The sequence below is a fragment of the Marivita sp. genome (genome assembly GCF_020055635.1).
GTDB lineage: Bacteria > Pseudomonadota > Alphaproteobacteria > Rhodobacterales > Rhodobacteraceae > Marivita.
Genome location: NZ_JAIPUT010000034.1, coordinates 22,011 through 48,093 on the forward strand (window position 1 = coordinate 22,011; position 26,083 = coordinate 48,093).

At 63.6% G+C, this 26,083-nt stretch carries 28 protein-coding genes, 1 tRNA gene and 2 pseudogenes; 18 read left to right on the top strand and 13 right to left on the bottom strand.

The window, feature by feature from the left end:
* The first annotated feature begins 170 nt into the window (after positions 1 to 170).
* The 7 genes from LCF60_RS15425 to LCF60_RS15455 all read left to right on the top strand — a co-directional run bounded on the left by LCF60_RS15425 (position 171) and on the right by LCF60_RS15455 (position 6,438).
* Positions 171 to 818, top strand: a complete 648-nt coding sequence (locus tag LCF60_RS15425) for a 50S ribosomal protein L21 (protein WP_292292958.1) — start codon at positions 171 to 173, stop codon at positions 816 to 818.
* A 13-nt stretch (positions 819 to 831) separates the two neighbouring features.
* On the top strand, positions 832 to 1,101 hold the full coding sequence (rpmA, locus tag LCF60_RS15430; RefSeq protein WP_292292959.1) for a 50S ribosomal protein L27: 270 nt from the start codon (positions 832 to 834) through the stop codon (positions 1,099 to 1,101).
* 106 nt (positions 1,102 to 1,207) lie between these two features.
* Positions 1,208 to 1,753 (top strand): GNAT family N-acetyltransferase, encoded by a 546-nt coding sequence (locus LCF60_RS15435; protein ID WP_292292960.1) that lies wholly within the window; start codon positions 1,208 to 1,210, stop codon positions 1,751 to 1,753.
* Positions 1,754 to 1,805: 52 nt separating this feature from the next.
* Complete coding sequence (obgE, locus tag LCF60_RS15440; protein WP_292292962.1) at positions 1,806 to 2,840, top strand: GTPase ObgE; 1,035 nt, start codon at positions 1,806 to 1,808, stop codon at positions 2,838 to 2,840.
* Positions 2,828 to 3,934 carry a glutamate 5-kinase gene (gene proB, locus LCF60_RS15445; RefSeq protein ID WP_292292964.1) on the top strand — a complete coding sequence of 369 codons (1,107 nt, stop codon included), beginning with the start codon at positions 2,828 to 2,830 and terminating at the stop codon, positions 3,932 to 3,934. Before obgE ends, proB begins: the two co-directional genes overlap by 13 nt.
* 54 nt (positions 3,935 to 3,988) lie before the next feature.
* Positions 3,989 to 5,254, top strand: a complete 1,266-nt coding sequence (locus LCF60_RS15450; RefSeq protein WP_292292966.1) for a glutamate-5-semialdehyde dehydrogenase — start codon at positions 3,989 to 3,991, stop codon at positions 5,252 to 5,254.
* A gap of 80 nt (positions 5,255 to 5,334) precedes the next feature.
* Positions 5,335 to 6,438 (top strand): ABC transporter ATP-binding protein, encoded by a 1,104-nt coding sequence (locus tag LCF60_RS15455; protein ID WP_292292968.1) that lies wholly within the window; start codon positions 5,335 to 5,337, stop codon positions 6,436 to 6,438.
* Here the strand turns inward: LCF60_RS15455 and LCF60_RS15460 are convergent.
* The 3 genes from LCF60_RS15460 to LCF60_RS15470 form a co-directional block, all read right to left on the bottom strand.
* Positions 6,435 to 7,487: a FliG C-terminal domain-containing protein gene (locus LCF60_RS15460; protein ID WP_292292970.1), complete on the bottom strand. Its 1,053-nt coding sequence runs from the start codon at positions 7,485 to 7,487 to the stop codon at positions 6,435 to 6,437. The two genes, LCF60_RS15455 and LCF60_RS15460, sit on opposite strands and share 4 nt — an antisense overlap.
* A gap of 198 nt (positions 7,488 to 7,685) precedes the next feature.
* Positions 7,686 to 7,847 (bottom strand): carbohydrate-binding module family 14 protein, encoded by a 162-nt coding sequence (locus LCF60_RS15465; protein WP_292292972.1) that lies wholly within the window; start codon positions 7,845 to 7,847, stop codon positions 7,686 to 7,688.
* A gap of 61 nt (positions 7,848 to 7,908) precedes the next feature.
* The gene (locus tag LCF60_RS15470; protein WP_292292974.1) at positions 7,909 to 8,358 is read right to left on the bottom strand and encodes a DUF6314 family protein; all 450 of its coding nucleotides are present in this window, start codon (positions 8,356 to 8,358) and stop codon (positions 7,909 to 7,911) included.
* Between the two features lie 113 nt (positions 8,359 to 8,471).
* On the opposite strand from LCF60_RS15470, the gene purB reads away from it, so the two are divergent.
* Positions 8,472 to 9,776 (top strand): adenylosuccinate lyase, encoded by a 1,305-nt coding sequence (purB, locus tag LCF60_RS15475; protein ID WP_292292976.1) that lies wholly within the window; start codon positions 8,472 to 8,474, stop codon positions 9,774 to 9,776.
* 68 nt (positions 9,777 to 9,844) lie between these two features.
* Here purB and LCF60_RS15480 read toward each other — a convergent pair whose 3' ends face one another.
* The 4 genes from LCF60_RS15480 to LCF60_RS15495 form a co-directional block, all read right to left on the bottom strand.
* Positions 9,845 to 10,975, bottom strand: a complete 1,131-nt coding sequence (locus LCF60_RS15480; protein WP_292292977.1) for a saccharopine dehydrogenase family protein — start codon at positions 10,973 to 10,975, stop codon at positions 9,845 to 9,847.
* Entirely contained in the window at positions 10,972 to 12,024 is a 1,053-nt protein-coding gene (locus LCF60_RS15485; RefSeq protein ID WP_292292979.1) for a saccharopine dehydrogenase, read from the bottom strand. Before LCF60_RS15485 ends, LCF60_RS15480 begins: the two co-directional genes overlap by 4 nt.
* 182 nt (positions 12,025 to 12,206) lie before the next feature.
* Entirely contained in the window at positions 12,207 to 12,866 is a 660-nt protein-coding gene (locus LCF60_RS15490; protein ID WP_292292980.1) for a histidine phosphatase family protein, read from the bottom strand.
* A 75-nt stretch (positions 12,867 to 12,941) separates the two neighbouring features.
* A complete protein-coding gene (locus LCF60_RS15495; RefSeq protein WP_292292981.1) occupies positions 12,942 to 13,256 on the bottom strand; it encodes a DUF1476 domain-containing protein in 315 nt (104 codons plus the stop codon).
* A 195-nt stretch (positions 13,257 to 13,451) separates the two neighbouring features.
* Between LCF60_RS15495 and purC the strand changes: the two genes are divergently transcribed.
* From purC to LCF60_RS15525, 6 genes are all read left to right on the top strand, one after another.
* Positions 13,452 to 14,213: a phosphoribosylaminoimidazolesuccinocarboxamide synthase gene (gene purC / locus LCF60_RS15500; protein WP_085631071.1), complete on the top strand. Its 762-nt coding sequence runs from the start codon at positions 13,452 to 13,454 to the stop codon at positions 14,211 to 14,213.
* 88 nt (positions 14,214 to 14,301) lie between these two features.
* Positions 14,302 to 14,532 carry a phosphoribosylformylglycinamidine synthase subunit PurS gene (gene purS, locus LCF60_RS15505; RefSeq protein ID WP_292292982.1) on the top strand — a complete coding sequence of 77 codons (231 nt, stop codon included), beginning with the start codon at positions 14,302 to 14,304 and terminating at the stop codon, positions 14,530 to 14,532.
* Between the two features lie 66 nt (positions 14,533 to 14,598).
* Positions 14,599 to 15,636: an alcohol dehydrogenase catalytic domain-containing protein gene (locus LCF60_RS15510; protein ID WP_292292984.1), complete on the top strand. Its 1,038-nt coding sequence runs from the start codon at positions 14,599 to 14,601 to the stop codon at positions 15,634 to 15,636.
* Between the two features lie 10 nt (positions 15,637 to 15,646).
* A complete protein-coding gene (gene purQ / locus LCF60_RS15515) occupies positions 15,647 to 16,315 on the top strand; it encodes a phosphoribosylformylglycinamidine synthase subunit PurQ (RefSeq protein ID WP_292292986.1) in 669 nt (222 codons plus the stop codon).
* Positions 16,316 to 16,382: 67 nt separating this feature from the next.
* The gene (locus LCF60_RS15520) at positions 16,383 to 18,143 is read left to right on the top strand and encodes an ATP-binding protein (RefSeq protein ID WP_292292987.1); all 1,761 of its coding nucleotides are present in this window, start codon (positions 16,383 to 16,385) and stop codon (positions 18,141 to 18,143) included.
* A gap of 4 nt (positions 18,144 to 18,147) precedes the next feature.
* Positions 18,148 to 19,482 (top strand): sigma-54 dependent transcriptional regulator, encoded by a 1,335-nt coding sequence (locus LCF60_RS15525; RefSeq protein ID WP_292292988.1) that lies wholly within the window; start codon positions 18,148 to 18,150, stop codon positions 19,480 to 19,482.
* Between the two features lie 79 nt (positions 19,483 to 19,561).
* Here LCF60_RS15525 and LCF60_RS15530 read toward each other — a convergent pair whose 3' ends face one another.
* Together LCF60_RS15530 and rocF are read right to left on the bottom strand one after the other, a co-directional pair.
* Positions 19,562 to 20,605: an ornithine cyclodeaminase gene (locus LCF60_RS15530; protein WP_292292989.1), complete on the bottom strand. Its 1,044-nt coding sequence runs from the start codon at positions 20,603 to 20,605 to the stop codon at positions 19,562 to 19,564.
* 12 nt (positions 20,606 to 20,617) lie between these two features.
* A complete protein-coding gene (rocF, locus tag LCF60_RS15535; RefSeq protein WP_292292990.1) occupies positions 20,618 to 21,541 on the bottom strand; it encodes an arginase in 924 nt (307 codons plus the stop codon).
* A 116-nt stretch (positions 21,542 to 21,657) separates the two neighbouring features.
* On the opposite strand from rocF, the gene LCF60_RS15540 reads away from it, so the two are divergent.
* A complete protein-coding gene (locus LCF60_RS15540; protein WP_292292991.1) occupies positions 21,658 to 22,086 on the top strand; it encodes an Lrp/AsnC family transcriptional regulator in 429 nt (142 codons plus the stop codon).
* Here the strand turns inward: LCF60_RS15540 and LCF60_RS15545 are convergent.
* Positions 22,083 to 22,544, bottom strand: coding sequence for a disulfide bond formation protein B (locus LCF60_RS15545; protein ID WP_292292997.1), 462 nt, complete (start codon positions 22,542 to 22,544; stop codon positions 22,083 to 22,085). The two genes, LCF60_RS15540 and LCF60_RS15545, sit on opposite strands and share 4 nt — an antisense overlap.
* A gap of 7 nt (positions 22,545 to 22,551) precedes the next feature.
* Positions 22,552 to 23,166 carry an exopolysaccharide biosynthesis protein gene (locus LCF60_RS15550; RefSeq protein ID WP_292292993.1) on the bottom strand — a complete coding sequence of 205 codons (615 nt, stop codon included), beginning with the start codon at positions 23,164 to 23,166 and terminating at the stop codon, positions 22,552 to 22,554.
* Between the two features lie 198 nt (positions 23,167 to 23,364).
* On the opposite strand from LCF60_RS15550, the gene LCF60_RS15555 reads away from it, so the two are divergent.
* Both LCF60_RS15555 and LCF60_RS15560 read left to right on the top strand, forming a co-directional pair.
* Positions 23,365 to 23,450: transfer RNA gene (locus LCF60_RS15555), tRNA-Leu, on the top strand.
* Positions 23,451 to 23,636: 186 nt separating this feature from the next.
* Positions 23,637 to 24,178 (top strand): annotated as a pseudogene (locus tag LCF60_RS15560) (transposase); the annotation flags it as partial.
* Between the two features lie 115 nt (positions 24,179 to 24,293).
* On the opposite strand, the gene LCF60_RS15565 reads toward LCF60_RS15560, so the two are convergent.
* Positions 24,294 to 25,385 carry a hypothetical protein gene (locus tag LCF60_RS15565; RefSeq protein ID WP_292292994.1) on the bottom strand — a complete coding sequence of 364 codons (1,092 nt, stop codon included), beginning with the start codon at positions 25,383 to 25,385 and terminating at the stop codon, positions 24,294 to 24,296.
* The gene (locus LCF60_RS15570) at positions 25,366 to 25,578 is read right to left on the bottom strand and encodes a hypothetical protein (protein WP_292292995.1); all 213 of its coding nucleotides are present in this window, start codon (positions 25,576 to 25,578) and stop codon (positions 25,366 to 25,368) included. Before LCF60_RS15570 ends, LCF60_RS15565 begins: the two co-directional genes overlap by 20 nt.
* Before the next feature lie 377 nt (positions 25,579 to 25,955).
* Between LCF60_RS15570 and LCF60_RS15575 the strand changes: the two are divergent.
* A pseudogene (locus LCF60_RS15575) lies at positions 25,956 to 26,083 on the top strand (IS5/IS1182 family transposase); the annotation flags it as partial.

A 26,083-nucleotide genomic window follows, 5' to 3' on the forward strand; every position in this document is an offset into this window, starting at 1 on the left:
AATCGCGCCCGGCCCAGCATAAGCCGCGCACGGAAAGACGGGGCTTCGGTCCCGCCTTTTGTTTTTGATGATAACGACGTCCCCAACGGGGCGCGCTGTTCGAGGCGGGGGCGACCCCACAAACACCGGAGACCCGGGGCCACAGAACGCGGGTGACAAAGGAAAACACCATGTTCGCGGTGATGAAAACCGGCGGCAAGCAGTACAAGGTCCATTCGGGCGATATTCTGCGTGTCGAAAAGCTGGCAGCCGATGCAGGCGAGAAAGTCCAGTTCAATGAAATTCTGATGCTTGGCGGCGACAAGGTCGTCGTGGGCGCGCCCCTGGTGAGCGGTGCTGCCGTTCAGGCAGAGGTCGTGGACCAGATCAAGGCCGACAAGGTCATCAACTTCGTCAAGCGGCGCCGCAAGCACAGCTCCAAGCGGACCGTGGGCCACCGTCAGAAACTGACGTTGCTGCGCGTGACCGACATCCTCGAAACCGGTGCGGACGCATCCGGCGTCAAGGCTGCTGTCGGCGCGGGTTCGGTTGCCGGCGTGGCCTCTGCCGCCGCTGCTCCGAAGAAGGCCGCTTCCCCCAAGGCCGAAAAGAAAGCCGACGCGCCGAAAGCCGCCGCCGGCTCCGACGATCTCAAGCTCTTGTCGGGCGTCGGCCCGGCGCTCGAGAAGAAGCTGCACGAGGCGGGGGTCACATCCTTTGCCCAGATCGCAGCATGGACAGATGCAGATGTCGAAGAATTCGGCGAAAAGCTGTCGTTCAAAGGCCGGATCGAGCGTGAAGGCTGGATCGAACAGGCCAAAGAACTGGCATCGAAGTAAGGAGACCTGACCAATGGCACATAAAAAAGCAGGCGGTTCATCCCGCAACGGTCGCGACTCTGCCGGACGTCGTCTTGGCGTCAAACTCTACGGTGGCCAGTCCGCGATTCCCGGCAACATCATCGTGCGCCAGCGCGGCACGAAGTTCTGGCCGGGTGACGGCGTCGGCATGGGGAAAGATCACACGATCTTTGCAACCGTCGATGGCAACGTGACGTTCCACAAGGGCCTCAAGGGCCGTACCTTCATTTCGGTACTGCCAATGGCCGAGGCCGCCGAGTAAGCCGACCTTAAGGTTTTATAAAAAATCTGGAGGGGATCGGCAGCACTGCCGGTCCCCTGACTTGTTTGGGGGGGGGCACCCTATGTCTGCGTTGAGGAGAGAGCAGATGAACGTGGAGACCGTCACCATTTTCGAGCAACCCTTCGTCGAGACCGAGCGGTTTCGCCTGCGTCCCCTGAAGCAATCGGATGTGGGATTGATCGAATATTATACCAGCGACAAACGCGTCGCGACGATGACAACGTCGATCCCGCATCCGCTGCCACCGGGGGCCGCGCAGGCGTTTGTCGACCGCAGCCTGCCGCCCGAACGCGACGAAGATGTCTGGGCCATCGACGGCACCGCCGCGGATGGTCCCGAAATCATGGGTCTGATCTCGCTGGCGCGGATGGATCGCAACCAGTCCGAAGTCGGGTACTGGGTCGCGCCGCCGTTCTGGAACACCGGGCTTGCCTCCGAAGCCGTGCGGGCCCTCGTCGAAGCCAACCCGCTTGGCAACGAGACGATGTTCGCCAGCGTGTTTCAGGACAATCCGGCCTCGGCCCGCGTGCTGACCCATTGCGGCTTTGAATATATCGGCGATGCGGAATCCTTTTCCGTCGCCCGAAACACAATGGTCAAAACCTGGACCTATCTCAAACGTATGGGCTGACGCGCCGTCCCAAAGCCAATGGACCGCGCGCAACCCGATCAAAGGCTGACACATGAAGTTCCTCGATCTCTGCAAGGTCTATATCCGCTCCGGTTCGGGGGGGAATGGCTGCATCAGTTTCCGCCGGGAAAAATATATCGAATTCGGCGGTCCCGATGGCGGCGACGGTGGCGATGGCGGCGATGTCTGGGCCGAAGCGGTCGATGGGCTCAACACGCTCATCGATTTTCGTTACCAGCAGCATTTCTTCGCCGATAACGGCCGTCCCGGTGCAGGCCGTCAGCGCACCGGCGCGGATGGCGATGACATCGTCCTCAAGGTGCCGGTCGGAACCGAAATCCTCGACGAAGACGAGGAGACCGTGATCGCCGACATGACCGAACTGGGGCAGCGCGTGCTGCTCGCCCGTGGCGGCAATGGCGGCTGGGGCAATCTGCGCTTCAAGACGTCCACCAACCAGGCGCCCCGCCGGGCCAATGCCGGCCAGGAGGGTGTGGAGCGCACGATCTGGTTGCGCCTCAAGCTGATCGCGGATGTCGGCCTGCTGGGTCTGCCCAACGCGGGCAAGTCCACCTTCCTTGCCGCGACCTCGAATGCCCGGCCCAAGGTGGCGGATTACCCGTTCACCACGCTGCATCCCAATCTCGGCGTGGTTGGCGTGGATGATGCCGAATTCGTCGTCGCCGACATTCCCGGCCTGATCGAGGGCGCGCATGAGGGCAGGGGCCTGGGCGACCTGTTCCTCGGCCATGTCGAGCGCTGCGCCTGCCTGCTGCACCTGGTCGATGGCACCTCCGGCACCTTGCTCGACGATTACCAGACCATCATCGACGAGATCGAGGCGTACGGCGAAGGGCTTGCCGACAAGCCCCGCATCACCGCGCTGAACAAGATCGACGCGCTGGATGACGAAGAACGCGCTTTCCTCAAGGAAGAGCTCGAAGCCAAGACCGGTCACGAGGTCATGCTCATGTCCGGCGTGTCCAGAGAAGGTCTCACCGAGGTTCTGCGCGCCCTGCGCAAACACGTCAAGACAACGCGCAGACGCGAAGAGGCGACCGAGGAGACCGCGCCGTGGCAACCCTAGGCGATGCGCGCCGGCTGGTCGTGAAGATCGGATCGGCGCTCCTGGTCGACAAGAGCAACGGAACCTTGCGCCGCGACTGGCTGTTGTCGCTGGCCGCGGATGTCGCCCGGATCAAGGCGCGGGGCACCGATGTGATCCTCGTGTCCTCGGGCTCGATCGCGCTGGGACGCGGTGTCCTGCGCCTGCCGCCCACGGTGCTGCCGCTCGAACAATCCCAGGCCGCCGCTGCCGTTGGCCAGATTCGGCTTGCGCGCGCCTATGAAGAAGCGCTCGATCCGCATGGCCTGACCACGGCGCAGGTTCTGGTGACCCTCGAAGACAGCACCAACCGACGCCGCTATCTCAACAGCCGCGCCACGCTCGAGACGCTGGTCGGGCTGGGCGTCATCCCCATCGTCAACGAAAACGATACCGTGGCCACCGACGAAATCCGCTATGGTGACAACGACCGCCTCGCGGCCCAGGTCGCGGCCACCGTCGGCGCCGACCAGCTGATCCTGCTGTCGGACGTGGACGGATTCTACAGCGCCAATCCGACGCAGGACCCGACCGCCCGGCATTTCCCGATCATCGACGCCATCACGCCCGAGATCGAGGCGATGGCCGGCGATGCCGGGTCCGGCCTGTCCAAGGGCGGCATGAAGACCAAGCTGATGGCGGCACGCACCGCGACCGCCTCGGGCTGCGCCATGGCGATCACCGAAGGCTCGCGCCTCAACCCGCTCAAGGCGCTCGAGGCGGGCGCCCGCGCCACCTGGTTCACGCCGCAACTGGACCCGCACGCGGCGCGCAAACGCTGGATCCTTGCGATGAAACCCCGCGGCGCGCTCACCATCGACGCAGGCGCTGCGCGCGCGCTCGAACGGGGCACGTCATTGCTGCCGCCCGGCATCGTGGCCGTGTCCGGCCGCTTCGATCGCGGTGATCCGGTGACGATCAAGGACGCGACGGGACGCGAACTTGGCATGGGCCTCACGCGTTATACCGCGACCGAGGCGCAGGCGATCAAGGGGCATAATTCGGCCGAAATCGAGGAAATTCTGGGCTATCCGGGCCGCGCCGTGGTAATACACCGCGACGACATGGCGATCTGATCGGCTTCTTCTCTTTCCAAATATGCAAATCCGACTTCTGCAAGGGCGATACCGATGAAAGACCTCACAGACATCCCGACACTCATGCATGATATCGGTTCGCGCGCCAAGGCAGCGGCGCGCGAACTGGCCTTCGCGTCGGCCGAGCGCAAACATGCGGCCCTGATCGGCGCGGCCGAAGCGGTGTGGAAACATCGCGCCGAGATCGTCGAGGCGAACGCCCGAGACCTCGACTATGGCCGCGAAAAGGGTCTGTCGGACGCCATGATGGATCGCCTGCTGCTGAACGAAGACCGCATTCGCGGCATTGTCGACGGTCTGCGCGCCGTGGCCGAGCAGACCGACCCGGTGGGCGCCGTCATCACCGAATGGGATCGCCCCTCGGGCCTGCACATAAAGCGCGTGCGCACGCCTCTGGGTGTGATCGGCGTGATCTACGAATCCCGCCCCAACGTGACGGCGGATGCGGGCGCGCTGTGTCTCAAGGCCGGCAACGCGGTGATCCTGCGCGGCGGATCGGAAAGCTTTCACTCCTCCACCGCGATCCATGCCTGCCTGGTGGATGGCCTGCGCACCGCCGGTCTGCCCGAGGACGCGATTCAGCTCGTGCCCACCCGTGACCGCGCCGCGGTGAGCGAGATGCTCACCATGACCGATTACATCGACGTGATCGTGCCGCGGGGCGGCAAGGGGCTTGTCGGGCTGGTGCAACGCGAAGCCCGCGTGCCGGTCTTCGCGCATCTCGAAGGGATCGTGCACATCTATGTCGACGCCGACGCCGATCCGGTCAAGTCGTTGAACGTGATCCTGAACGCCAAGACCCGTCGCACCGGGATCTGCGGGGCCGCCGAATGCCTGCTCATTCACAAGGACGTGGTGGACACGATCGGGCAGGGCGTCATCAAGGCCTTGCTCAAGGCGGGGGTCGAAGTGCGCGCCGACGAGACCCTGCGCGCCATCGACGGCACGGTCGCGGCCAGCGAGGATGACTGGGGCTGCGAATATCTCGACAGCATCATCGCCGCAAAGGTGGTCGATGACGTCGACGCGGCCATCGCCCATATCCAGCACTACAGCTCCAATCACACCGAGTGCATCCTGACCGAGGACGACAAGACCGCCGAGCGGTTCTTCGAGCGCATCGACAGCGCCATCCTGATGCGCAATGCCTCGACCCAGTTCGCCGATGGCGGCGAGTTCGGCATGGGGGCCGAGATCGGCATCGCCACGGGCAAGATGCATGCGCGCGGACCGGTGGGGGCAGAACAGCTGACCAGCTTCAAATACATCGTCGTCGGCGACGGAACGACACGCGCCTGAGGGGTTGTCGTCGTGCAACCGGGCTGTTACCTGACATAAGCTAATCCGATACTTTTACTCGGAAACTTCATGAGGCAGCAGTGACCGGCACCCATCCCCGGCTGGAAATCCGCAATATCGTGCGCGACTACGACGGCAAGCGCGTGGTGGATGACGTGTCGCTGGTGATCCAGCCCGGCAACGTGACCTGCCTGCTGGGCCCCTCGGGGTGCGGCAAGTCCACGACGCTTCGCATCATCGCGGGCGTCGACATGCAGACCAGCGGCACGATCCATGTCGATGGCCAGCTTGTCTGCGACACGGTGTTTCGCGTACCACCCGAACGGCGCTCCATCGGTCTGATCTTTCAGGATTTCGCGCTGTTTCCGCACCTCACCGTTGGCGACAACGTAGGCTTCGGCCTGACCGGATCGCGCAAGGACAAGCTGCCGCGCGTCGGCGAATTGCTCGAACGGGTGGGGCTGTCGCATTACATCGACGAATACCCGCACCAGCTCTCGGGTGGCGAACAGCAGCGCGTGGCGCTGGCCCGCGCGATTGCGCCGCGCCCGTCGATCATGCTCATGGACGAGCCGTTTTCCGGGCTCGACAACCGCCTGCGCGACGGGATCCGCGACGAGACTTTGGCCTTGCTGAAAGACGAAGGCACCTCGGTCCTGCTGGTCACGCACGAACCCGAAGAGGCGATGCGCATGGCGGATGAAATCGCGCTGATGCGCGACGGCAAGATCGTCCAGCGCGGTGCACCCTACAACATCTACAACGCGCCCGCCGACAAGGCGGCGGTGGCGTTCTTTTCCGACATCAACCTGCTGTCGGGCACGGTGCGCGGCGCGCTCACCGACACGCCGTTCGGGCAGTTCCTTGCCCCCGGTGTGCCGGATGGCGGCGAGGTCGAGATCGTCTTCCGTCCGCAGCATGTCGGGATCGACTTCGACCGCCAGGGGCGTGGGCCGAACCCGACGCCGCTGGCCGGTGCCCCGGCGCGGGGCGTGGTGGAACGGGCGCGCTTCATGGGGTCGGAAAGCCTTGTCGAGTTCCGCATGGACCACGACCAGAGCGTCATCCGTGCCACCGTGCCCAACGTGTTCCTGCCCAAGCCCGGAACCGTGATGTGGCTGACCGTGCGGCGCGACCGCTGCTTCGTCTTCCGCAAGGACAGCGGGTCGGTGATCAAGATCTAGTCGTCGTCCTCGGACGGGGTGACAAGGCTGATTTCACCGCTGTCGGCGAGGTCGCGAACGGCGCGCACAACCGCATTCATCGCGGCCTCGGACTCCTTGGGTTTTATCGCGCCCAGCTCTTCAGCCGCTTCGCGAAGAGCGCCCGCCATCCGTTTGGAAATGTTGGACAAGATGAATTCGACACTGGCCTTGTCGATCTCCGCGACAGCCCCGGCAATGACCCGGGCGAGCGTGTCCTGATCGACATCCCGCGTAATCTTCGGGACGTCGATCGCCTGCATCCGGTCGGGAATATGCGAAAAGGTGAAGATGGACTTGCGCACCTCTTCGGCAAAGCCCTTGTCCTCTTCATCCAGCGCGGTCAGCAAAGCGTCGCGGGTCGACGCCCGCGAGAAGTTCAGGATCGCACCGACCCGTTCCGAAGGCTGCCCCCGGAACGCCTTGGGTGGTTCCGCGTCAAGCTGTGCGGCGAGGCTGAGGCCGATGCGATCCACCGCGTCGGGGGTGACGGCATCGGTCATCGACATGGCGTAGGTGATGCGCCGCGCCACGTCACCGGGCAGGCTGCTGAGCAGGTCGGCGGCTTTCGAGACGTCCAGCTTGGAAACCATGACCGCAACGACCTGGATGGATTCGGCCGAGACGATGGCCTGCAACCGGGCAAGCGGCAGGTCGGCGATGCGTTTCCACGGATCCCCGATCTGGCGTACGCCGGCTTCCTTGCGCAGGCGCGTGGCGGTCTGGTCGCTGATCCGGCCATCCAGCGCAGACAGCGCGCCCGCGATGTCGCCGGGAAAGGAAAGCCCAATGGAATCAAGTTCCTCGGCGAATTCGGTGATCACGGCATGCATCGTCTGCCGGTCGATATAGCGCATTTCGCCCAGCGATTGCGTCAGCTGCATCTGCAAATCCTCGGGCAGCGCGTTCAGCGGCACATCCGCCCCTTCCTTGAGGATGAACTGCACCACGATGGCCGCCTTCGCCCGACGCGACAGGCGCGCAACCGGGATGGAAGGCGCAGCCCCCGAAACTGTTGTCAGCTGTGTCATCAACCGTCTCCGTCCTGTCCCTTCGGGGATAGGCCGGCAAGGTTAAGAATGTGTCACGGACGTCCGGCAGATGGAAAGAAAATCGGCCCGTGTCGTACGGACCCTGCGACCGAACCGTACGAAACTTCCGTACGGTGGTCGAAAACGAAAAAAGACGGCCAAAGCGGCCGCCTTCAGGGGGTCGTCAGACCGGGTGCTTCAGCCCGTGACGACCTTGCACGTGTTGGTGTCCGCGTCATAGACGGTGCCGCTGGCACAGGTCATTGTGACCTGTTCCTTGCCCCACTGGCATTCGGCAAGGCTGGCTGTGGCGCTTGCGATCAGCAGGGCCGAGGTGGTCAGAAGCGTCTTGATGGTCATCAGTCATTCTCCTGTTGTTGGGTGGGAAACAAGCTAGCAGGGATTGTCGATTTGGCAAAAACTATCTGCCGCCGGGGTCTGTCGGACTGTAGGAAGTGATCATTTTATAGGCTTTTCGTGGGCCCGCCACGTCCCAGGTGCTGCTCCATTCGGGCCAGGATGCAAAGCTGTAGATCACGTCATAGGTGTCGGGGTCGCACCAGTGGCAAGCGGTGGGATGCGCAGGATCGACAGAGTGGAAAAAGCGGCCGTCGTCGAAATGCACGTCGATGGCCGATTCCCGCTGCCGCCAGAGATAGCGCCGTTCGGCATGAAAGGGGGGCTGACCCGGAAGGCAAAGCGTCCCGACCTCGAGATAGGCCAGACCGCCGTCATCCGGTGTGAACGCGGCCATGCCGTCGAACTGGCCGGTCGTCCGCGCGCGGTGATCGGTGATCACGCGGGACATGCGCCATTGACCGGCGAAATCCTGCAAGCGTGGCAGGATCACGGTCGGGCGGGCCTGATGCACGGGGATCGCAGGGCAAAGCGTCTCACGCGGGATGGCCTCTCTTGTCGCGCTGTGGCGGGCAGTCTAGGACTGCGCTCGAAATCTGCAAGCCAGCCCATGAAAGGATCGCCCGCATGATCCCCCGTTATTCCCGCCCCGAGATGGTGTCCATCTGGGAGCCCGCCACCAAGTTCCGCATCTGGTACGAGATCGAAGCCCATGCCTGCGACGCGATGGCCGATCTGGGCGTGATCCCGAGGGAAAACGCCGAAGCCGTCTGGAAAGCCAAGGATGTCGAATTCGACGTCGCCCGGATCGACGAGATCGAGGCGGTGACCAAACATGACGTGATCGCGTTCCTGACCCACCTGGCCGAACATGTGGGATCGGACGAGGCGCGGTTCGTGCATCAGGGCATGACGTCCTCGGACGTGCTCGACACCTGTTTCAACGTTCAGCTGGTGCGCGCGTCGGACATCCTGATCGCCGATCTCGAAGGCTTGCTGGCAGCCCTGAAGCGCCGCGCCTACGAGCACAAGGACACGGTGCGCATCGGCCGGTCGCATGGCATCCATGCCGAACCGACGACGATGGGCCTGACCTTCGCGCGGTTCTACGCCGAGATGGACCGCAACCTGAGCCGGATGCGCGATGCGCGGGCCGAGGTGGCGACAGGCGCGATTTCCGGTGCGGTCGGCACCTTCGCAAATATCGATCCGGCGGTCGAGGACCATGTCTGCGACAAGCTGGGCCTCGTGCCCGAACCGATCAGTACGCAGGTGATCCCGCGCGACCGGCATGCGGCCTTCTTTGCGACCTTGGGCGTGATCGCCAGCAGCGTCGAGAACATCGCCATCGAGATCCGCCACATGCAGCGCACCGAAGTTCTGGAAGGGGCCGAGTTCTTCTCGATGGGGCAGAAAGGCTCGTCGGCCATGCCGCACAAGAAAAACCCGGTGCTGACCGAGAACCTGACCGGGCTGGCGCGGATCGTGCGCTCGGCGGTGATCCCGGCGATGGAAAACGTGGCGCTCTGGCATGAACGCGACATCTCGCATTCCTCGGTCGAACGGATGATCGGGCCGGATGCCACGATCACGCTCGATTTCGCGCTGGCGCGCCTGACCGGGGTGATCGACAAGATGCTGATCTTCCCCGACAACATGCTGGAGAACATGAACAAGTTCCCGGGGCTTGTGATGTCGCAGCGCGTGCTTCTGGCGCTCACGCAGGCCGGGGTCAGCCGCGAGGACGCCTACAGCTACGTGCAGCGCAACGCGCTCAAGGTCTGGGAACACCGGACGGACTTCAAGCAGGAGCTGCTGGGCGATGCGGATGTGCTGGCCGCGCTCAGCGCCGAAGAGATCGAAGAGAAGTTCGACCTGGGCTACCACACCAAACATGTGGACACGATCTTCGCCCGGGTGTTCGGGGAGTAAGCCCGTTCGAACGGGCTTACCAGCTTTTTTGCAAAAAGCTGCCAAGGCTCTTGCAAGAGCCTTGGCGCTTACCTCAGATGATCCACCACCATCAGGTGTTGCGCCAGGGTCTGCACCTCGTCCAGCCAGCGCTCCACCAGCTTGGGATCGTGCGGCGCAGGGCTGACCCCCGGCGGGATCTCGCGTTTCAGCACCGCTTCGATGGCAAGCGACACCGGCACCGACACCAGCCGGGCCATCGCCGTGCCGCGTGCATCCCCGGACGCATCCATGACATAGGTCTTGTGCCAGACGGCCCGTCCGTCCTTTTCGGCCAGCAGATCGACGCACAGGACGACGCGGTCCGCTTCGCCCTCGGCATAGGCGTTCCGGGCCAGCAGATCCTCAGCCATCTCGGTCAGCCGCGCATCATCCGCATTGCCCACTTCGGCAAAGATATCCGCCCAGGCATCGGTCCAGCCGTTCAGGCGCAATGTCCCGCGCACGAATTCCTTGACGGGCCAGCGCGGATCGAAACGGTAATCGGCCATGAAGGGCAGGCTGTTGCGGTTCGGATAGACCTCGAACGTCTCGGGCTGCGGCAACGGCGCGTCATAGCGGCTGATCGCGTCCCAGGGGCGCTGGACCTCGAGCTCGGTGAAGTGGCGGATTGACTTCGAGGGCGACCGCAGTGCCTTCAGCACTCCCACCGGTGCCCAGCTGAACTTGTAGCGAAAGGCGTTCGGCACCTTCGGCACGCCGCCGCAATAGGACTTGAAAGAGATCACGTTCTCAATGTCATAGGCGGCGCTCTTGACGTAATCCGCCACCAGGTGATGCGCCATCAGATGGTCGATGCCGGGGTCCAGCCCGACCTCGTTGACCAGTGCCACACCGGCCTGCCGGGCGGCCGGGTCGAGCGCGCGCATCTCCGGCGCGATGTAAGACGACGACACGAAATGCGCGCCATTGGCGATGGCGATCTGCGCCAGTTCGACATGCCAGTCGCCGGGCAGCATGGACACGATCACATCGCCAGCTTGAACCGCCTCGGCCAAAGACGCCGGATCAAAGACGCGGATGTCGTCGATCAGATCGCCCACCGCCGCGCGGGCCTTCTCCAGTGTGCGGTTCCAGACGACCACGGGGTGCCCGTCCTGGATCAGCCGCCGCAGTCCGGGAACCGAGGACAGGCCCGTGCCGCACCAATGTACCGTCATGTCGTCACCTTTCGGATATGTTCGTCGAAATGAATTTTGGCCCGCCCCCAGACGCCGCTGTCGAGATCGGACAGAGTTTTGAGATGGGGCAGCAGCTGGCCCGCGAAATCCTCGGAGGACTCGCGCGGCATGAGTGAGGGCAGGTTGTCGATCGCCATGACGTCGAGCGGCGGGTCGTCGCAGGCGCGGATCACCGGCGCGTCCCAGCTTGTGACGCGGTCATAGATCCTGATCGGGGAAAAATCGCTGTCGGGATCACAGGCGATGTCGCCGACGACGCGCAGCGCGCGGGGCGTGTGACAGGTCCCTTCGGGCACGAAGACCGGCGTGCCCGGGCGGGCAAGGATGCAGTTGAAAAACAGCGTGTGGTCAAGCACCTCGTGAAAAGGGCCGCCATGGGCGGTTTCCGCCATGTCCCACTGGGTGACGGTCAGGCCGACCTCCTGGCACAGGTCGCTGGCCCCGGTGCCGACCCGCCCCAGCGCGCCGATCACCAGCGCGGTCGGGGTTGCACCGGCCAACGCGGCCTTCACCGCGTCACGCATCGCCCCGGAAGAGGGCCAGGTGTTCACCCTGGGGCAGGGCACGCCGGCCTGTTGTGCTGCATAGGCCAGAAGCGACACCGCCGCGCCGGCATAGCCCGCCCAGTAGCCGAAAGCGGCCACACGCCGCCCGCTCTCGTCTTCGAGATATTCCAGATCGTACAGCGTGCCCCCGCCGGCCTCGAACCGCGCCAAGAGCCGTTGGCCGGCGGGCTGGCCCTTGTAGGCATGGCCGAACATGATGTGGCGATGCCGCAGCTTCGTGCCATCATCCGGTAATTCCTTTAACCCGAATATGATCGCATCGTCTGGCGCGCCGACCCAACTGCCTTCGGGCGCAATCGTGGCGCCCGCCGCCTCGTATTCTGCAATCGGGATCACCCGCGTCGGGCTGTGCTCGACCGTCACATCGATGCCCTGCGCACGCAAGATCGCCACGCCCTCGGGCATGATCCCGACACGTTCCTCGTTCGCACGGCTTTCCGCGCGCACCCAAAGATGGGTCATCCTGTCCCCCTCACGTCGACTCGCCGCACCCTAGCCAGCGCGGCTCGCAGACAAAAGCCCCGTCCCGTGCTTCTCTGGTTCAAAAATATCCCCGCCGGAGGCAAATCCGAGGCCGCAGCGCAAAGCGCGAGGACCGAGACACCCTGCGCGCGCGACAGCGCGCTCAATTCCGTCCGTGCCACTCAGATATGGGTCTGGGCAAAAAGCCGGTCCGGCGTGTCGAGATGCGGCAGCGCGTTGAACTGTGTCAGCGCCAGCTGGCCTTCCAGCGGCAGCCAGGAACTGACCGAGGTGTTCTGGATCGACAGGCAGATGTTGCAGAAGGCCGTCATCTCGAGCCCCAGCGTCAGGCGCATCGCCATGCCGATCAGGCCTCCGGAGGTCACGACCAATGTGCGGCCGCGTAGCGCGCTGATCTCGGCGAGCGCATCGCGCACCCGGTCCTCGAACTGCGCAAAGCTTTCGGGCGCGCCTTCGAGCCTGCCGTCCTGCCAATGGCGGAACAGGCAGGGCAGGTGCCGCACGAAACCCTCGCGGGTGTCGGGCAGGGTGATGCCGTGCTGGTCGGCGAGCAGCCCCGACAGGGTGAAATATTCCAGCTCGTTGAGACGCGCGTCGCGGGTGACGGGGTCCGGCGTTTCGGCGGCGACGCCATCCGCGGTTTCGACATGGCGGCGCAGGGTGCCGGTCCAGACCTGGGCGAAGACATCGCCCTTCTGGCGGAAATGGTCGCCCAGCCAGCCGGATTGACGGTGGCCCAGCGGGCTCAGCCGGTCGTAACCATGCTCATCCCGCGCCACGGTGTTGGCCTGTCCGTGGCGGACCAGAACGATATGCGACATGCGGCCTCGACAATGCTGTTCGGCAAGAAAAAGGCGCGCCCGGTGTCGGACGCGCCGGTGCAGATGGCCGGTCGATCAGATCTCGTCCATCAGCTGCGCCTTGGCGACGGTCATCAGCTCTTCCATCTTGGCGCGGATTTCCTCGGCGGTGGCCTTGTCGCCCAGATCGCCCAGCACCTTGCGCACGACGTCCTCGTGGCCCGCCTCTTCGAAATCGGCCTTCACGACCTCCTTGGCGTAATCGGCCGCGTCATCGCCGGATTTTCCCAACAGTCCCGCAGCCCACAGCCCCAGCAGCTTGTTGCGGCGGGCCTCGGCCCTGAACTGCATTTCCGCGTCATGCGCGAACTTGTTTTCAAAAGCCGTTTCGCGGTCATCGAATGTCGACATCAGGGTGGTCTCCCGGGAAAAGTTGCGTGTTGAGACCGGTATGGCCCGACGCGCGCGACGGTTCAAGTGTGCGCGTTGCTTGCGGCATGTCTTTGCATGCACTAAGAGCAGTCAAAACGCGGTCGGTCTTGCTGATGAGACCGGCGAGCTGCGTTCGATTTCGTGCCATCCGGCGCATTGACAGAAAGACCCCACATGGCCCGTCGCAAGAAGATTTACGAAGGCAAAGCCAAGATCCTGTATGAAGGCCCCGAACCGGGTACGATCGTCCAGTATTTCAAGGATGATGCAACCGCCTTCAACGCGGAAAAGCGCGATGTGATCGACGGCAAGGGTGTGCTCAACAACCGGCTGAGCGAGTTCTTCATGGTCGGGCTCAACTCCATCGGCGTGCCGACGCATTTTCTCAAGCGTCTGAACATGCGCGAGCAGCTTGTGCGCCAGTGCGAGATCATCCCTCTGGAGGTGATCGTGCGCAATTTTGCCGCTGGCACGATGGCCAAGCGTCTGGGCATCGAGGAAGGCACGCCGCTGCCGCGCCCGATCGTCGAATATTGCTACAAGGACGACAAGCTGGGCGACCCGCTGGTCACCGAAGAGCACATCGCGGCCTTCGGCTGGGCCAGCCAGCAGGACATGGACGACATCCTGAGCCTCGCGCTGCGGGTCAACGATTTCATGTCCGGGCTGATGTACGGCGTCGGCATCAAGCTGGTAGATTTCAAGATCGAGATCGGCCGCGTCTATGACGGCGATTTCCAGCGCCTGATCGTCGCCGACGAGATCAGCCCCGACAGCTGCCGGCTCTGGGACATCGAGACCGGTCGCAAGCTCGACAAGGATGTGTTCCGGCGCGACCTGGGCAACCTGGCCGATGCCTATACCGAGGTGGCCCGGCGACTGGGCGTGATGCCGCAGAATGCGACGCCGATGGAAAAGCCCAAGCTGATCAACTGACGCGGCACCCGGTGGCGGGCGGCGCGTTTGCATATTTGGAAAGAGAAGAAGGGGGACGGTCGCGCCCCCGATCAAGGCGGAGACGATCATGAAGGCACGTGTGCATGTCATGCTGAAGGACGGGGTTCTTGACCCGCAGGGCGAGGCGGTGCGCCACGCCCTTGGCGGGCTGGGGTTCGGCGGTGTCGAGAAGGTGCGCCAGGGCAAGGTGATCGAGCTTGATCTTGCCGATGGCACCACCGAGGACAACGTGCGCGAGATGTGTGAAAAGCTGCTCGCCAACACGGTGGTCGAAAGCTACAGCATCGAAACATTCTGAGGACGGGGCTGCGGGCCGGTTCGCCGGCCACGGGCCCGGTCCGACCCTTGACCCATAGGGGACTTTATGCGCGCCGCCGTTCTTCGAAGCTACAATGACGACCTGTCCATCGAGGATGTGCCGCAGCCGGCCTGTCCGCCGGACGGCGTGGTGCTGCGGGTGCTGGCCTGCGGCATCTGCCGGTCCGACTGGCATGGCTGGACCGGGGAGCATCCGCGCGTCAAGCCGGGGCAGATCCCCGGCCACGAGTATTGTGGCGAGGTGGTGGAGGCCGGACCGGCATCCGGATGGCAGGTCGGAGACCGGCTGATCGCGCCCTTCATCCTGTCCTGCGGCACCTGTCCGGAATGTCGATCCGGGCACCAGACCACATGCCATGACCAGCGCCTTCCGGGATTCGTCGAACCGGGGGCCTTTGCAGAATACATCGCGGTGCCGCGCGGCCATAACCTGACCCGGCTGCCCGAGGGCATGTCGCCGATGCTCGCCGCGGGGCTGGGCTGCCGCGTGACCACCGCATGGCACGGGCTGACAGGTCGCGCAGCACTTGCGGGCGGTGAATGGCTGGCGGTGCATGGCACCGGCGGTGTGGGCCTGTCGGCCGCGATCCTGGGCCGGGCGCTGGGGGCGCATGTCGTCGTCGTGGACGTGGTGCAACACAAGATCGATCACGCCCTGTCGCTGGGCATGGATGCGGGGGTGAACGCCCGCGACGGCGATGTCGCGGCGCAGATCCGCGAGATCACCGGCGGCGGCGCACATGTCAGCCTCGAGGCGCTTGGCATCGAGGAAACGGTGAACGCGTCGATCCGCTGCCTGCGCCCGCGCGGCCGCCATGTCCAGGTCGGCATGCCGGTGGGCCACTCGGCGCGGCAGAACATCGACATGAACGCGGTCTACATGGCGAACCTGTCGCTTTACGGCACGCGGGGCATGCCGTCGCACAGGTACCCGTCTCTCTTGGGATTGATCACGCGGGACAAGGTGGATATGTCGCCCCTGATCGCGCGCGAGGTGGCGCTGTCGGAGGCCAGCGCCGAATTGCGGGCGTTCAACGGTCCGACGGCCCCCGGCGTCGCCGTGATCACCGATTTCGCCGGATAGGAGATAGCCGATGCGCGCCGCTGTGATCGTTTTTCCCGGATCGAACTGTGACCGCGATCTTGCCGTCGCCTTCCGCGCCGCGGGCTGCGAGGTCGAGATGGTCTGGCACAAGGACACGGCGCTGCCCAAGGGCATCGATATCGTCGGCATTCCGGGCGGGTTTTCCTTTGGCGATTACCTGCGCTGCGGTGCGATCGCGGCCAATTCGCCGATCTGCACCGAGGTCAAGGCGCATGCCGAGCGGGGCGGGTTCGTGCTTGGCATCTGCAACGGGTTCCAGATCCTGACCGAGACCGGGTTGCTGCCCGGCGCGCTGCTGCGCAATGCCGGGTTGAAGTATATCTGCCGGACCGTGCCGCTGGTCGTGGGCACGACGGACAGTGTCTATACCGCAGGCTACGCCGCGGGGCAGCAGATCGCCGTTCCGATCGCGCATCACGACGGCAATTACACCGCCTCGGAGGATGTCGTGGCGCGGCTTGCCGACGAGGACCGCATCGCCTTCCGCTATGACGACACGCCCAACGGATCGGTGGCGGACATCGCGGGCATCCTGTCGGAGAACCGCCGCGTGCTGGGCATGATGCCGCATCCCGAGCGGGCCGCCGATGCAAGACATGGCGGCACCGATGGGGCGGCGCTGTTTGCCAGCCTCGCCAATGCGCTGGCCACTGCCTAGCGCGGAATGTCGGGGATGTGACGCGGCGCCGCTTGAGCGGCGCATCGCGGTCGTCTAGTCTCGCGGAATGTCCGACGCGACCTCATCCTCGCAATCCCGACGGTCGGGATCCTTGTCCTGGCGAGTCCGGGTCGCTCTTGTGCTGCTGATTGCGGTGGCGGTGGCGACGGTCTTTGTCACGAACCGTTTCCTGACGGACAGGTTCACCGAAAGCACCCGCAACCGGGCCGATCTGCGCCTGGCGCTGTATTCCGGAAACCTGGTGTCGGAGCTGCGCCGCAACGCGATCGTGCCGCAGCTTCTGGCGCGGGATCCGGCGCTCATCGGGGCGCTGAACTCCGGCGATTTTTCGCAAAGTTCGCAGCGTCTGATTTCTTTTGTTGACGAGATCGGCGCGGCGTCGCTGATGCTGCTCGATTCCGATGGCCGCACCGTGGCCGCCACCGACCGCGAACGGCTCGGCGAACAGCACCGCAGCGCCGCCTATTTCGTCGAAGCCCTGCGGTCGAATGCCACCGTCTTCACCGCGCAGCGCGAAGAGGTGGGCAGCTACAATTTCAGCTATTCGCGCCGCATCGAAAGCCAGGGCCAGTCGATCGGCGTGATCGTGGTCCAGGTCGATCTGGCCAAGTTCGAACGGGCCTGGGCGGGTATCTCGGATGCCGTGCTCGTGACCAACAGCGAGGGCGAGATCATCCTTGCCACCGAGCCCCGCTGGCGGGGGCAGACGGTGCAGACCGCATTGGAACGCCAGCCGCCGGAAGGGGCCATCGAACGGGCGATCCGGGCCACGGCGGACTGGACGGCAGAGCCTGCGGATGCCTATCTTCAAGGCGAAGCCGTCATGCGCATCGAGGGGCGCATCCCGTTCCGGGGCTGGAACATGACCACCTTCACCACCTATTCGAGCGTGCGCGAGCGGGTGAACGCGGTGCTGGCGCTCGAGATCATGGGATTTGCGATTCTCCTGGCGCTGGCCTTCTATGCGCTGAGCCGCAGAACGGCCCTGCGCATGGCGCTGTTCCAGCGCGAGTCGGCAGAGCTTCGCGCATTGAACCAACGGTTGCAGCGGGAAATCGCCGAGCGGGAGCGGGTGCAGGAAACGCTCGCGGTAGCCGAGCAGACGCTGGCGCAGAGCTCCAAACTCGCGGCCCTTGGCGAAATGTCGGCGGCGGTCAGCCACGAGCTGAACCAGCCGCTGGCGGCGATGAAGACCTATCTTGCCGGTGCCAAGCTGTTGATGCGGCGCAACCGGGCTGAAGAGGCGTTCGCCGCCTTCAGCCGGATCGACGATCTCATCGAACGCATGGGCGGCATCACGCGGCAGCTCAAGAGCTACGCGCGCAAGGGTCAGGAGGCGTTTTTCCCCGTGGATATGGGCGATGCGCTGGCCTCCAGCCTGTCGATGATGGAGCCGCAGCTGAAATCGCGCAAGGTCAAGATCACCAAGATCCTGCCCGATGAGAAGGTGTTCGTCATGGGCGACCGGATGCGGATCGAGCAGGTCATGGTCAACCTGCTGCGCAACGCGCTGGACGCGACCAAGACCGTGTCGGACCCGCAGCTCGACATCATCCTGGCCAGCGGCGAGACCGCGACGCTCACCGTGCGCGACAACGGCCATGGCATCGAGGACCTGGAGGCGCTGTTCGAGCCCTTCTACACCACCAAGCAGCCGGGCGACGGGGTCGGGCTGGGGCTTGCCATTTCCTCGGGGATCGTGAACGACCTAGGGGGACGGCTGCTGGCCCGCAACGCCGAAGACGGTGGTGCGGTGTTCGAGATGCAGTTGCCCATATTGAACGACCAAACGCAGGCGGCGGAGTGAGCCCATGGGAAAAGCCATGAAGATTGCAATCGTCGATGACGAGAAGGACATGCGGCAGTCGATCAGCCAGTGGCTGGCGCTGTCGGGATATGACACCGAGACCTTTGCCAGCGCCGAAGAGGCGCTTGGCGCGGTGGGCACGGATTATCCGGGGATCGTGATTTCCGACATCAAGATGCCGGGGATGGATGGCATCCAGTTTCTGCGCAAGCTGATGGGGTCGGATTCCGCGCTGCCGGTGATCATGATCACCGGGCATGGCGACGTGCCGATGGCGGTCGAGGCGATGCGGATCGGCGCCTTCGACTTTCTGGAAAAGCCGTTCAACCCGGACCGCATGTCGGACCTGGCGAAGAAGGCGACCAATGCGCGCCGCCTGACGCTCGACAACCGGGCGCTGCGGCGCGAACTGGGCGACGGCAACCAGATGATGCGCAAGCTGATCGGGGCCAGCCAGGCGATGGAACGGCTGCGCGAGGACATCCTCGATCTGGGGCAGGCCGACGGGCACGTGCTGATCGACGGCGAAACCGGCACCGGCAAGACGTTGGTGGCCCATGCGCTGCACGCGGTGGGCAGCCGGGCGGGCAAGAAATTCGTGCTGATCTCCTGTGCGGCGATGGACGAGGATTCGCTGATCCGGCGGCTCTTCGGCCCGATGATGCCCGAGGAAATGCGTCTGCCGGCGGTGGAAGAGGCGCGCGGCGGCACGCTGGTGCTCGAAGACATCGAGGCGCTGTCGGACGCGGCCCAGGCGCGGCTTCTGACCATGATCAACGATCAGGGAACGCCGCCCGAGACGCGGATCGTGGCGATATGCAACCTTCAGGACGAAGGGCGCACCTGCGAGGATGCGCTGCGCCCGGATCTCTATTACCGGCTGGCGGCGCTCAAGATCACCGCGCCGCCGCTGCGCAACCGGGGCGAGGACATCCTGACGCTGTTCACGGCGCTGGCCGACCAGTTCGCCGACGAATATGGCTGCGAGGCGCCGCAGGTCAGCGCGCAGGAGGCGGCCCAGCTGTTGCAGGCGCCGTGGCCGGGCAACATCCGCCAGCTCATCAACCTGGCGGAACGCGCCGTGCTGCAATCGCGGCGCGGCACCGGAACCATCGCGTCGCTGCTGATGTCCGACCATGACGACATGCAGCCGGTGATGACCACCGAGGGCAAGCCGCTCAAGGAATATGTCGAGGCGTTCGAGCGCATGCTGATCGACAACACGATGCGCCGCCATCGCGGCTCGATCGCGTCGGTGATGGAAGAACTGTGCCTGCCGCGCCGGACGCTGAACGAGAAGATGGCCAAGTACGGGTTGCAGCGCTCCGAGTATCTCTAGGCGGGGCAAGCGCCTTCGAAGGCGCTTTGCACGCGGTTTCCAAACCGCGTCAGGAAGGCTTTTCGAAAAGCCTTCCCGCTCATCCCGCCGCGCGCATCAGCATCCCGTAAAGGTCGCGCGGGTTGTCCGGATCGGCCAGAAGGTCCAGCGGCAGGTTCAGCCCGGTCTCGCGGGTCAGATCATGCACCACCCGCAGTGCCGAAAAATCCTCGATCGCAAAACCCACGCTGTCGAACAGCGTGATCTCGCGCGCATCGCGGCGGCCTTTCGCGGCGCCGGTGATGACCTGCCAGACCTCGGTCACCGGGTGATCGGGGTCAAGCTGCTGGATCTCGCCCTCGATCCGCGTCTGCGGCGGGTATTCGACAAAGATCGACGAGCGGTGCAGGATCGCGTTGGCCAGTTCCGTCTTGCCGGGGCAGTCACCGCCGATGGCGTTTATGTGTACGCCGCTGCCGACCATGTTGTCGGTCAGGATCGTCGCGTATTGCTTGTCGGCCGTGCAGGTCGTCAGGATCTGCGCGCCTTCGATGGCCGCCTCGGCGCTGTCGCAGGGCACCACTTTCAGGCCGGTGCCCGCAAGGTTGGCGGCGCATTTGGCCGTTGCGGCCGGGTCCTTGTCATAAAGCCGAACCGTCGTGATGCCGCAGATCGCCTGCATGGCGATGCTCTGGAATTCGGCCTGCGCGCCATTGCCGATCATCGCCATGGTGTCGGCCCCTTCGGGGGCTAGGTACCTGGCCGCCAGAGCCGACATCGCGGCGGTGCGCAGCGCGGTGAGCAGCGTCATTTCCGACAGCAGCACCGGGTAGCCCGTGTGCATGTCCGCCAGCAGGCCAAAGGCGGTGACGGTCTGCAAGCCGTCTGTCGTGTTCTTGGGATGACCGTTGACGTATTTGAACGCGTAGAGCGTGTCATTCGCCGTCGGCATCAGTTCGATCACACCCACCGGGCTGTGCGCCGCCACGCGCGGCGTCTTGTCGAAACTTTCCCAGCGGCGGAAATCGTCTTCGATGGCATCGGCGATGCGGGTGATCATCCGCGCCAGTCCGACGCGATGCACCATCTGCATCATGTGATCGACCGATACGAAGGGCACAAGGGCCTTGTCCGAGGGCATCATGGGGGTGTTTCCTTACATCATCCGCGGGGTGGGGCGGTCGAAGATCCGGCGGCCAAGGGCCGAAGCGGCAAGATCGACCATCAGGTGCGCCGTGCGGCCGCGCTCGTCCAGCATCGGGTTCAGTTCGACCAGGTCGAGCGACGTCATCAGCCCGCTGTCGCACAAGAGCTCCATCACCAGATGCGCCTCGCGCACGGTGGCCCCGCCGGGCACCGTGGTGCCGACTGCAGGCGCGTGGGTCGGGTCGAGGAAATCCACGTCGAGCGACACGTGAAGCGCGCCGCCAGCCTTGGCCACGTCGTCGAGGAACGGTGCAAGAAGCGCGGCAACCCCGAATTCATCGATGGAGCGCATGTCAAAGCCGCGCACGTCGATCTGCTCCATCAGCGCGCGTTCCGGCAGGTCCACCGACCGCAATCCGATGATGCAGGTCTGGCCGGGCGGGACGATGGCGGGCAGGGGCGGGAAGCCGTCAAAGCCGGGCTGCCCGGTGGCATAGGCCAGCGGTGTGCCGTGCAGGTTGCCCGAACTCGTGGTCTCGAGCGTGTTGAAGTCGCTGTGCGCATCGAGCCAGAGCACGAATTGCGGACGGTCCTGGTTGGCCGCATGGGCCGCCACGCCGGGCACCGTGCCCAGCGACAGCGCATGATCGCCGCCAAGGAAGATCGGCAGACCGCGCTGCATCGCGTCGCCTGCGCTGCGCATCAGGGCGGTGGTCCAGCCGATTGTTTCCGACAGGTTCACCAGGCCCTCGCGTTCGGCGATGTCATTGGGGTCGGGAGCGACGTTGCCCAGATCGGTCACATTGTGCCCAAGGTCTGTCAGAGCCCGGGCGATGCCGGCGGTGCGATAGGCGTCGGGCCCCATCAGGCACCCCTTGCGCGCCTTGCCGCAATCCATCGGCGCACCGACGAGGACGATTTCCTGTGACGACATGATCACACTCCTTTCTGCTGTTGCTGCGGTATAAGCGCCAGAATGGGTGCAATGGAACTGTCCAGATTGCGCATTTCGGGGTATAGTTGCGCACATTGCAAAGCCTGAGGATCAAAATGGACGATACCGACAAGCGGCTGATCTCTGTGCTGCGCCATAACGGGCGTGCCTCGGTCTCGGATCTCGCGGCGACCCTCGGGCTCTCCCGGGCCACGGTGCGGGCGCGGCTGGACCGGCTGCAAGGCTCGGGCGACGTGGTGGGCTTTACCGTTGTGCTCAAGGACGACGTGGCACGCGACCCGGTGCGCGCACTGATGATGATCGGGATCGAGGGGCGCGGAACCGACCGGGTGATCCGTCAGCTTTCGGGGCTGGCTCAGGTCCGCGCGCTGCATTCGACCAACGGGCGCTGGGATGTCATCGCCGAGCTGGGGACCGAGACCCTCGATGCGCTCGATGACGTGCTGTCCCGCATCCGCAAGTTCGACGGGGTCACGCAATCCGAAACCTCGCTGCTGCTGTCGACGCGCAAGAGCGGCGTCTAGGCAGGCCGCCGCGCCGCTGCGATCCAGACACCCATCAGCACGAGCGAGACAATCATGTTCCAGCTGGCCATCGACAGGCCGAACAACTCCCATGGCACCTCGTCGCAGCGCACCAGCGGGGCCGCCATGATCTGGTCGAACAGCTCGTCCGTGGACAGCCCGCCGATGGGGCCGGAGGAACAGGTGGTCGGCCCCTCCCACCAGTCGCGCTCGACCCCGGTGTGGTAGGCCCCGATGGCGGCGGTTGCAAAGGCCGCGGCAGCGCCCAGCCAGGCCAAGGTGGCCGTTCCGAAACGCAGCGCGATCAGCCCGATCACCACGGCCACCGCATGCGGGTAGCGCTGCCAGATGCACATCGCACAGGGCGGCAGCCCGCCGATATACTGGAACGCCCAGGCGCCAAGCAACAACCCCAAGGACCCGGAGGCCGCCACCACCATCATCGCCCTGCGTGTCATCTGCATGTCAGAGTCCGATCCAGGTCTTGACCAGGCTGGCCAGCGTCGCCCCGGCGATCACAAGTGTCGCGATCCAGGATGTGCCCAGGAACACGCCGAGGATCACCAGGATCCCATCGCGCCGCAAGAGGCCCATAGCAATGGCGACCACCGCGATGCCGGGAACCGTGTTCGTCCCGGGAATCGGCACGAGGATGGACGCGCTGAACAGCACCAGCGCTGCTCCAACCACCTGGTCCAGCGGCGCGCGGGTCAGCAGGCCGAGGCGCGGACTGCTGACGGTTTCGATCCGCCGCAGCCAAGGGCCGGCGCGCTGCGCAAGGTTGTGCAGATCGGCGGAGGATACGGTGCGCGCCGCCAGTCTTGCGGGCAACCAGGGCACATGGCGGCCCATCAGGATCTGGACGGAAATCAGCATGAGCGGCAATGCGACGACCTGCGGAATGCCATAGAGGAACGGAATGCAGCATGGCAGGGCCAGAACCAGCAGGAAAAGCCCGAAGGCGCGTTCGTTCAGTTGCTCGAGCACCCAGCCAAGGGTGACCGTCTCGGCGCCGGTTTGCGCGGCCAACATGTCAAGTCGATCCGAGATCGCCATGTCCTCGGCTGGTATGGCTGTCATCCGGATCTCTTCCTGAAATATCGATATCGTGCACGGGTCATGCACGGGAGGTAGCAAATTGCTCGCGCGGGCGCCAGCACCTCGGGATCGGTGCAAGTCACGACGCCGTTGCACCGCGTAAACCCGTGCTCAGAGGCCCCGGATTCCGCACGATAGGGACTGGACCTTTCAGCGCAAGTTCGCTACGTCCGCAGCAGTGCCCAAGTGGCGGAATGGTAGACGCAGGGGATTCAAAATCCCCCGGCTTAACGGCCTTGTCGGTTCGAGTCCGACCTTGGGTACCAATGATTTCAATCGCTTACCGGGTGTAAGCCTTAAACTCTGTTGTCGGAGGTCTGCTTGACTCCCACTCACGACTCCCACTCGGGCATTCTGAGAGAAACGCGCGAAAGCTGGTGATGCCCTGAGGGGTGGCATATCATGGCGGTGTCGAGTCGCCGTCAATTCTCTGCTGAGAAGGGATGTGCCACATGCCAGAAACTAACATCACCCAGTTGCCCGATCCATTGGGATTTTGTCTGACCCGTTCACCGAAGTGCTGCGCGATGGCGCGCGAAGGCTGATCGAACAGCCGATCCATGCCGAATTGGCCATGCTCAAAACGCCTTCTCCGGGGACGCTCGAAGATGGACGAGCACGCCTGGTGCGTGATGGTAACTTACACGATCGTGAGGTTATGACTGAGTTCTGTCCAATGCCTGTGAAAGTGCCGCGCGTGCGGGCTCGGGGCGTTGGCGATGACAAGATCACCTTCACGCCCAGCATCCTGCCGCGCTATCTGCGTCGCACGAAATCAGTCGAGAAGCTGGTGCCTTGGCTTCACCTAAAGGGCGTGTCCAGTGGCGACTTCAGCGAGGCGCTGGAAGCGCCGGGTCCGAATGCCAAGGGTCTGTCCGCCAAGACCGTCACCCTGCTCAAGCCCGACTTGTGTAAAGACTAAGGGGCGTGGCAGAAACGCGACTGCGGCAACCGGCGCTTTCTCAATGTCTGGCCGGCTGGGCTCTGGCAAAAACTCGTCGGCCAGAACCTCCTGTCCGAGATCATCCAAGGGGTTGAGTTCCGCGACGGGCTCCGCCAAGTGCGAGCCACCGCCTGATCAAACGTTACCAACTTCTGCGCATGTCTCGTCATTCTGAGCGCTTCATCTGAGCAGCCCGAGACATCATTTTCCGGCTCGCCTCTTTTCTGTATTTCGCCACGATCTCCAAGCTCTGACCGGTCACTGCCTGAATCTCTGCGTCAGAGCAGCCTGCTTCAGCAAGCTCAACGCACGCGCGCTTTCTCAAACCGTGCAAGCTATACTTCTTAGCAACATCGTCATGCTCCATAGCGAGCTCAGTAAGGGTTTCGCGCCAAGCGCTGAACGCCTTTTCGACTGCGCTATAGGACAACGGCGCAGTGTTCGATTTCGCAAGGACATGTCGCGGCCCCACCGGTAGATCTTCTACAATCTTGCGTAGCCGTTCCGGGCAGTATATCGGAAAAATCTCATCGCCTTTTTCGTCAACGACGGTGACCCAATCGCCCTTAAACGAACTCTTGAGCATCCCGATCGCTGCTGAAGGTCTCTGGCCGGTGAATCTAATCAGTCCACCTGCGATGCGCACGGTGTCGGGCGCTTCATCCAAGGCATCCAGCAACCAGTCTGGCCACGCTGGAAACTCTCGTTGAGCTCCGTATTTTGTCATTCGTGACGCCGGGTTGTCGCCCAATGGCCAATCAAGTTCATTCTTGGCGTAGTTCCAAAGCAAGGATACGCCTTGTAGCATCCAATCAGCGGCACGCGGTGTATCTGCCATTGAGTTATGCTTCTTTCGAATTGCGGCGCGTGTCGTCGTAGACATCGGTTTGTCTGCATTTTTTGAAAGTATCTTGTTAAATTCGCGATTATATGATTTTATTGTTCCGGCGGCGAGTTTCATCTGAATTTTTTTGTCTGCTTTCCATTCCTTGATACACTCTCCCCAAGTGTATTTCGGTTCTTTGTGCTGTGCTGGGTGTCGACCAGCATCCGCTGCCCAATATTCTTGGTCGAGCTTCTTTAGGTCACCCTCCCAGTTGAGTTTTATCGCTCGCTCTTTGCGCTTGCCCGTGGAAGCGATCCACGTGACACGGTAGTATGGAACCCAGTTGGTTCCATTTCGCGGCCATACCCACTTTAGATGCTTCCGAGATACCCTCGGCTTCGAAGGCTTTTTCTTATTCAAAGTCTTCGTCATCTTCTGGCCTTCTTTTTGCGCCGGACAAAATCGCATTGAGTTCCGCAACAGACCAACGTTTGGTACCTCCGATAGGCTTTGCCGGGGGTAATACTCCCAAGGAAACGAGTTCACGGAACTCAGTTTGCGTCATGTCAAACATGGCGGCAGCAGTTCTCTCTTTGACTGCTATTGGTTGTGTGCGAATAGTCATCCTGAACCTCCGGTCTCTGGAGTTGAGGAATTAGGTTCATTCATTTTCTGAAAGAAATCGGATGAGGTTGATTTTTTCATCTTGTGTGATGCAACCCTGCGTGATGTGAAGAACTTGTTTCACGGAGCGCTGATGCTGGCGCGACAGTGCTGTCCGTCTGCTTCGAGCAATCAAATTGGATCGTCTTCAAGTTCGTTGTCTCCGAACATTGGACCGCTGACAGAAAGATCTGTTGCGCCGTAAGCGTTGTTCGAAAATGAGATTGGTCTAATTTGCGTATGCCGAAGTATTTTCCCGTTTTATTTTGGGTGGGCGTTGTTGCAAAAGTCTGACGATGGAGGATTCACATCGCGAATCCATGCCGTTAGACGCGCGGCATGAGCAAGCCATCTCCCGCCCGCTATCGCATGAAGAACTTGTCCAGCTACAACGCGTCGCTGCGGAAGCGGGGATCGCTGCTGACCTGGGTTGACATGGACATGACCTGGCGCGCGCCGCGTGACGG